9 protein-coding genes are annotated in these 6723 nt (G+C 66.0%); 8 read left to right on the forward strand and 1 reads right to left on the reverse strand.

Going from position 1 to position 6723, the window contains the following annotated elements:
- The 5 genes from ACR2JI_RS15780 to ACR2JI_RS15800 form a co-directional block, all read left to right on the forward strand.
- Nucleotides 1-807: hypothetical protein (locus tag ACR2JI_RS15780; protein WP_526391631.1), on the forward strand; the 807-nt coding region annotated here is incomplete at its 5' end.
- Nucleotides 808-1014: 207 nt separating this feature from the next.
- Nucleotides 1015-1317, forward strand: coding sequence for a co-chaperone GroES (groES, locus tag ACR2JI_RS15785; protein ID WP_036346100.1), 303 nt, complete (start codon nucleotides 1015-1017; stop codon nucleotides 1315-1317).
- Nucleotides 1318-1413: 96 nt separating this feature from the next.
- On the forward strand, nucleotides 1414-3027 hold the full coding sequence (gene groL / locus ACR2JI_RS15790) for a chaperonin GroEL (protein WP_526391633.1): 1614 nt from the start codon (nucleotides 1414-1416) through the stop codon (nucleotides 3025-3027).
- 138 nt (nucleotides 3028-3165) lie between these two features.
- On the forward strand, nucleotides 3166-3762 hold the full coding sequence (locus tag ACR2JI_RS15795) for a VldE C-terminal domain-containing protein (RefSeq protein WP_526391645.1): 597 nt from the start codon (nucleotides 3166-3168) through the stop codon (nucleotides 3760-3762).
- Nucleotides 3763-3859: 97 nt separating this feature from the next.
- Nucleotides 3860-4069 carry a hypothetical protein gene (locus tag ACR2JI_RS15800; RefSeq protein ID WP_526391635.1) on the forward strand — a complete coding sequence of 70 codons (210 nt, stop codon included), beginning with the start codon at nucleotides 3860-3862 and terminating at the stop codon, nucleotides 4067-4069.
- Between the two features lie 6 nt (nucleotides 4070-4075).
- On the opposite strand, the gene ACR2JI_RS15805 is transcribed toward ACR2JI_RS15800, so the two are convergent.
- On the reverse strand, nucleotides 4076-4369 hold the full coding sequence (locus ACR2JI_RS15805) for a WhiB family transcriptional regulator (protein ID WP_526391637.1): 294 nt from the start codon (nucleotides 4367-4369) through the stop codon (nucleotides 4076-4078).
- A gap of 292 nt (nucleotides 4370-4661) precedes the next feature.
- Here ACR2JI_RS15805 and ACR2JI_RS15810 point away from each other — a divergent pair, with 292 nt between their 5' ends.
- The 3 genes from ACR2JI_RS15810 to ACR2JI_RS15820 all read left to right on the forward strand — a co-directional run.
- Nucleotides 4662-5459, forward strand: a complete 798-nt coding sequence (locus tag ACR2JI_RS15810; RefSeq protein WP_526391639.1) for a hypothetical protein — start codon at nucleotides 4662-4664, stop codon at nucleotides 5457-5459.
- A 90-nt stretch (nucleotides 5460-5549) separates the two neighbouring features.
- A complete protein-coding gene (locus ACR2JI_RS15815) occupies nucleotides 5550-6128 on the forward strand; it encodes an RNA polymerase sigma factor (RefSeq protein WP_526391641.1) in 579 nt (192 codons plus the stop codon).
- A partial coding sequence (locus ACR2JI_RS15820; RefSeq protein WP_526391643.1) for an anti-sigma-D factor RsdA occupies nucleotides 6121-6723 on the forward strand: 603 nt, incomplete at its 3' end. The genes ACR2JI_RS15815 and ACR2JI_RS15820, both read left to right, overlap by 8 nt.

Consider the following 6723-nt stretch of genomic DNA (forward strand, 5'->3'; position numbering starts at 1 on the left):
GCGCAGTACCAGACCCTCGTCGGCAATTGCTCGGATACGCAGTCGGCGAGTTGCAAGAATCCTGCAGTCTTCAACCTGTTGACGCAGGGCGCTCAGCGTGGCATCCCGAACAACGCCATGGCGCCCATCGGCATCACCTCGACGGTCGCCACCCTCGTTCCCACCCAGAACGAGATCGACATGACAAAGTCGCTGTACTACCCGTTGATTGATCCGTCCACCCTGGGTACCTATTTCGCCGGCGGCACGGTCAACCCCTTCGGCGGGCCGATCATCACCGCCGACAACGGCACCTACATCGTCGACGGGCACCACCGGTGGTCATCGATTTACCTGATCAATCCGTACGCACAACTCAGTGCTGTGGACCTGGGATATGTTCCGAACCCGCAGACCGCTCTGCGACAAGGCGAACTCGGCGTGGCAGCCACGAACGGATTCATCGAGGGATCTACGGCCGGGGAACAGAACCTCTACACGATCGGGCAACCGGAGTTCAACGCCTACGTCGCAACGACACTTCTCAACGGTAACGACAGCCCGAAGGTCTTCGACACCTTCCAAAAGAATCTGAAGTACCCGGTGGGGGAACGCGAGGGCAACACGACTTTCTATATCGATCAGATTCCCTACATCCAGCAGTACCTGTGGGGCAACGTACTCAGGATGCGGGACAAGAACCCCTACATCCCCGGGGCGCCCAGTCGGGCAGTGATGCCTCAGTTGGATCCGTCGCCCCTGGTGCTGAACACCCTTGACGGCGGGAAATTGATCTACTCCTTCCCGACGGTTTCCGCCCTGGGATAGACGACGGTGGGCACTAGCCTCGGCGTTCCCCGCCCCGGACTTCGCCCGGAGCGAACCTGCACACCCCCCTCTTGAGTGCTAGCACTCTCCGGTATAGAGTGCTAGACGGCAGCCGGATCTCCCCCGTGTCGGCACCCGCGACGACGGCGCGAGGGCGTTACGACTGCCGAAAAACCTGGTCAATCGACGTGAAATATGGAGGACTCCATCGTGGCCGTGAACATCAAGCCACTCGAGGACAAGATCCTCGTACAGGCCAATGAGGCCGAGACGACCACCGCGTCGGGTCTGGTCATCCCGGATACCGCCAAGGAGAAGCCCCAGGAGGGCACCGTCGTCGCAGTCGGCCCCGGCCGCTGGGACGAGGACGGCGAGAAGCGGATCCCGCTGGACGTTGCCGAGGGCGACACCGTCATCTACAGCAAGTACGGCGGCACCGAGATCAAGTACAACGGCGAGGAGTACCTGATCCTGTCGGCGCGTGACGTGCTGGCGGTCGTCAACAAGTAGTAGCTGTGTCACCGCCCCGGAAATCCCCGCTGTGAGTCGTGGGCATTTCCGGGGCGGAACACATTTCAGGACAGTCCTAGACAGGAAAAGCACAGTATGAGCAAGCTGATCGAGTTCAACGAGACCGCCCGACGCGCCATGGAGGCCGGCGTCGACAAGTTGGCCGACGCCGTCAAGGTGACACTGGGGCCGCGTGGTCGGCATGTGGTGCTGGCCAAGGCTTTTGGTGGTCCGACGGTCACCAATGACGGCGTCACCATCGCTCGCGAGATCGACCTGGAGGATCCTTTCGAGATCCTCGGCGCGCAGCTGGTGAAGTCGGTTGCCACCAAGACCAATGACGTCGCCGGTGACGGCACCACCACGGCCACCGTACTTGCGCAGGCGATGATCCACGGCGGCCTTCGCCTGGTGGCGGCCGGCATTAACCCGATCGCACTGGGGGTGGGAATCGGCAAGGCCGCCGACGCCGCTTCCGAGGCACTGCTGGCCTCGGCCATCCCGGTGTCCGGCAAGACCGGGATCGCCCAGATCGCCACCGTGTCCTCCCGCGACGAGGAGATCGGCGAGATGGTCGGCGAGGCCATGACCGCCGTCGGAACCGACGGTGTCGTCAGCGTCGAGGAGTCCTCGACGGTCAGCACCGAGCTTGAGGTCACCGAAGGTATCGGTTTCGACAAGGGCTTCGTCTCCGCGTACTTCGTCACCGACTTCGACTCGCAGGAAGCCGTTCTCGAGGACGCACTGGTGCTGCTGCACCGCGACAAGATCAGCTCGCTGCCCGACCTGCTGCCACTGCTGGAGAAGGTCGCCGAGTCCGGTAAGCCGCTGCTGATCGTGGCCGAGGACGTCGAAGGAGAGGTGCTGTCCACCCTGGTGGTCAACGCCATCCGCAAGACGCTGAAGGCCGTTGCGGTCAAGGCGCCGTTCTTCGGCGACCGCCGCAAGGCGTTCCTCGAAGACCTGGCCATCGTGACCGGCGCTCAGGTGGTCAACCCCGATGTCGGGCTGCTGCTGCGCGAGGCCGGCCTCGATGTCCTGGGCTCGGCCCGCCGCGTGGTCGTCAGCAAGGACAGCACGGTGATCGTCGATGGCGGCGGCACCCACGATGCGATCGCCAACCGGGTCAAGCAGCTCAAGGCAGAGATCGAGTCGACCGACTCCGACTGGGATCGCGAGAAGCTGCAGGAGCGGCTGGCCAAGCTGGCCGGCGGAGTCGCGGTGATCAAGGTCGGCGCGGCCACCGAGACCGCACTCAAGGAGCGCAAGCACCGCGTCGAGGACGCGGTGTCGGCGGCCAAGGCGGCGGTCGAGGAGGGCATCGTGCCCGGCGGCGGCAGCGCGCTGGTCCAGGTGCGAGCGGCGCTGGAGCCGCTGCGGAAGTCGGTCTCCGGTGACGTTGCGCTGGGCGTGGACGTCTTCTCCGAAGCCCTGTCGGCCCCGCTGTTCTGGATCGCCGCCAACGCAGGTGAAGACGGCGCTGTCGTGGTCAACAAGGTGAGCGAACTGCCCGCCGGACACGGCTTCAACGCCGCGACGCTGTCCTACGGCGATCTGGTCGCCGACGGCATCATCGATCCGGTGAAGGTGACCCGCTCGGCGGTCGTCAACGCCGCCTCGGTAGCCCGGATGATCCTGACCACCGAGACCGCAATCGTGGAGAAGCCCGCCGACGCCGACGAACACGGCCACCACGGCCACGCACACTGATTCCGATCTGACAGAAGGGGCCACCTGTAGCGGGTGCGCCCCTTCTCTCATTTCGCCCCAGTAAAGTTCTGTCCCGTGAGGAAGGTCCTGGGCGGGCGCTGGCTGGCCGTGGCGGCATCGGTCGCGGTCTCGGCCGGCATGATCTACGCCCAGGACAAGGAGAAGCCGAGCCCTCCCGCCGCGGCCCCGGCAAGCCAGAGCCCGGCGCCTGCGGGTGCGCCGTCCTTCATCGAAAATCCCGCGCCATCGGTCGCCACCGCCACCGAGGCGCAGTTATTGGCCGCGAGCGCTCCGATCGCGGCTCAGGACTTCCAGCTCGCCCTGCCTCGCGGGGTCGCCCCGGAGCAGGGCCTGCAGATCCACACCATCTGGGCCGCCCGGGCCATCAGCATGATGTTTCTGGAGATCAAGACAATCGGCGGGTTCCGGCAGGATCCGTTGAAATGGCATCCCAACGGCCTCGCGATCGACGTGATGATCCCGAACTACCACTCGCCCGAGGGGATCGAGCTCGGCAACCAGATCGCCGGCTTCGCCCTGGCGAACGCCAAGCGGTGGGGGGTGCTGCACGTGATCTGGCGGCAGGGCTTCTACCCGGGCATCGGCGCCCCGAGCTGGACGGCGGACTACGGCAATGAGACCGCCAACCACTACGACCACGTCCACATCGCCACCGACGGCGGCGGTTACCCGACCGGCAAGGAAACGTATTACCTCGGGTCCATGACGAGCTGACCGTAGACGCTTTGCTCAGTTCATGCCAAAATCTCGTTATGCGACGTGAGACGCATGCGGTGGGAATTTCATCATGCGCTGGACGTGGGAGGTAGGGGTGTTTCAGAAGCGCGAACAGATGTGGTGGCTGGCCGCGTGCGTCGTCGGGCTTCTGGTTGCCGCCTGGGCGGCCGGCGGATTCATCGGCCCACTGCTGGCCGTGTTCATCGTCCTGTTCCTGGCCGGGGCGGTGCTGGTCGAGTTCGACGACCGTGACCGCGTGCAGCCGGACTCCGAACCGGCCGATGAGGCGGAGAGCCTCAGCTGATTCGCGCTACGCCGAGCGTCGGCGCAGGCCGCCTTTGAGCAGGATTTCGCGTTCGGCCTCACTCAGCCCGCCCCAGATGCCGTAGGGCTCGCCGACCTTCAGCGCGTGGTTTCGGCAATGTGTGATCACCGGGCACTGTCGGCACATCTGCTTGGCGCGCATCTCGCGTTGCGCTCGTGCGCGGCCCCGTTCGCCGTCCGGATGGAAGAACACCGCTGAGTCCTCACCGCGGCACAGACCGTCCATCTGCCAATCCCAGACATCGGCGTTGGGTCCGGGTAGCTGTTGTGGCTGAAGCATCGAAATCCCCTCTCTCGGTGCATGTCTCGCGATCTTCGAGTCCTCGGAACACCTCGAGTTCAGTCATCGGTGACTACTCGTGGCCTCACGGTATGGCCGCTGCTGAGAGGCCGTCAATGCCCTTGCCTGTGGTCAATCGCATAGCCGAAGCGGGAGAATTTACGTCACGTTCATCTTTGGTTTCAGGGCCCGGAACGCGACCTCCGAAAAGCCAGCGGAATCTGTCGGAATCACACCTTCGGTAGCCGCAGTTGACACAGCCGTAACGTGGCGAGCACAAACTCTTAATCCGATGAATAGGCGCACTTTGACCGACGCCGCGTTCGGTACCGACCCCGCCCGGTGGCCGCTGCCCGCAGCGCCGACCCCCGGCGGACTCTGGCTGCGTGCGGTGGCAGCAGGCGGGCAGGGCCGCTATGGCACCGCCCGCGCCGATCTTGACGAGGTGCTGCGCCGGGAGCCTGCCGGGCCGCTGGCCTCGCTGGCATCGAGCACCCACGCGTCGTTCCTACGACAGACCGGGTGGCACGAGTTGGCTCGGGGCTGGGACGGACGGGCCTGGGCGCTTGCCGGTGATGACCCGGAATGCGCCGTGGACGCGCTCGTCGGATTGGCGGCAGATGCCTTGGGTGTCGGCCGGTTCCGAGCCTCGGCGGCGCTGTTGGACCGGGCCCGGGACGTGCACGCCTGCGCCGACGATCCGCCCCTTCGGCTGGCGATCAGGCTGTCCTGGGTCCGCGCTGAACTGGCGATGGTGACCGGCGACGGTACCGACGCGGTCAAACATGCCCGCCGCGGCGTCGAACTCGCTGAATACGCCCTTCCCGAACTGCGTCGCCACCGGGTCAAGAGCGATGTCATCCTGGCGGCCGCGCTCTGCTGTGCCGGTGAGCTCGCGGCATCCCGCGAGCTGGCCGACACCGCCCTGGCTGCGACGTCCGAATACGGCCTGATGCCGCTGCACTGGGCGGTGGCCGGCCTGCTCGCCGATATCGGCAGCGCAGTACAGAGCCCCGCAGCGGTCGAGGCGGCCCGCGACCGCGGTGCGGTGTTTGTCACACGCCACGGCGGGCGCTGGAACCGCAGGTAACGGCCCATCGCAGTTCCGGCCGATATTGTCTCTAGCTGAGCCAAATGCCGGGCGTCGTCCGGTTACGTAACGTTGGAGATGCCTTCGTCGATGACTAATCCAGGAGAACGTCTCGACGCCGCCGTTGCTGAGGCAGTGGCCGGTAGTCGGGATGCCCTCCGGGAAGTTGTTGAGATCATCCGGCCCATCGTGGTCCGTTACGTGCGTGCACGCATCGGAGCCACGGAGCGGGTGGGACTCTCCGCCGACGACGTTGCTCAGGAGGTTTGCTTGGCCGCCATCCAGGCGCTGCCGCGCTATCAGGATCAGGGACGCCCCTTCCTGGCCTTCGTATACGGCATCGCTTCACACAAGGTCGCTGACGCGCATCGCGCGGCGGCCCGTAACCGTTCCGAGCCCACCGATGAGGTCCCGGAGCGGTTCTCCGCCGACACCGGCCCCGAGCAGATGGCGATCAACTCCGACTCGGCCGCACGGATGCAGAAGCTCCTGCAGGTGCTGCCCGAGAAGCAACGCGAGATCCTGACCCTGCGCATCGTGGTGGGAATGTCCGCCGAGGAGACCGCAGAGGCCGTCGGCAGCACGCCCGGCGCCGTCCGGGTCGCGCAGCATCGCGCCCTGGCCCGGCTGAAATCTGAGATTGCGGGAGCGGGGCACGAATATGCCTGACTTCGATCGCACTCCCGGTGGTGAGCCATCGCTGGAGGACATCCGTCGCAGTGACAGCTTCATCGAGGCCCTGTCAAGCGGGGCAGGCGGGGCACCCGTCGCGCCGGCGGACCAGGCGGACGCGGCACTGGCCGCCCTGCTCGGAACGTGGCGTGATGAGAGCCGCTGGCCTCCTGACGCCGGACTCATTTCCGAGCCGCAGGCCATCGCGGCTCTGGATGCCGGGCTCGCCGAAAAGCGCACCGGTGTAAACCGCGACAAGTGGGTGCCCACCACCAGCCCCGCCAAGCGTAATCGGCGCGGGCTGAGCGTGGTCGGCGCCGCGGCCGCGGCGATGTTGTGCATCGGCGGTTTCGGTGCGGTGGTGTCCGGCGCCGGACCCGGCGACTCGCTGTACGGCCTGCGCACAATGCTGTTCGGCGCGCCCAAACAGGTGCGCGACGATCAGGTTGCGCTGGCCGCCCGGACCGAGATGCAGCAGGTGCAGGAGTTGATCTCCCGCGGCGACTGGCAGCAGGCCGAGGAGAAGCTGGTCGCGGTCAGCAATCAGGTGTCCAGCATCGGTGACGTCGAGCAGAAGCAGCAGTTGCTTGAC

Origin of the sequence: Mycobacterium sp., assembly GCF_051006775.1 — a bacterium.
In the GTDB taxonomy this organism is placed as follows: domain Bacteria; phylum Actinomycetota; class Actinomycetes; order Mycobacteriales; family Mycobacteriaceae; genus Mycobacterium.

Excerpts from the sequence above, each read along its gene's own strand:
- groL (WP_526391633.1), top strand. The coding sequence starts at position 1,414 with ATGAGCAAGCTGATCGAGTTCAACGAGACCGCCCGACGCGCCATGGAG.
- ACR2JI_RS15795 (WP_526391645.1), top strand. The coding sequence starts at position 3,166 with ATGATCTACGCCCAGGACAAGGAGAAGCCGAGCCCTCCCGCCGCGGCC.
- ACR2JI_RS15805 (WP_526391637.1), bottom strand. The coding sequence starts at position 4,369 with ATGCTTCAGCCACAACAGCTACCCGGACCCAACGCCGATGTCTGGGAT.
- ACR2JI_RS15810 (WP_526391639.1), top strand. The coding sequence starts at position 4,662 with ATGAATAGGCGCACTTTGACCGACGCCGCGTTCGGTACCGACCCCGCC.
- ACR2JI_RS15815 (WP_526391641.1), top strand. The coding sequence starts at position 5,550 with ATGACTAATCCAGGAGAACGTCTCGACGCCGCCGTTGCTGAGGCAGTG.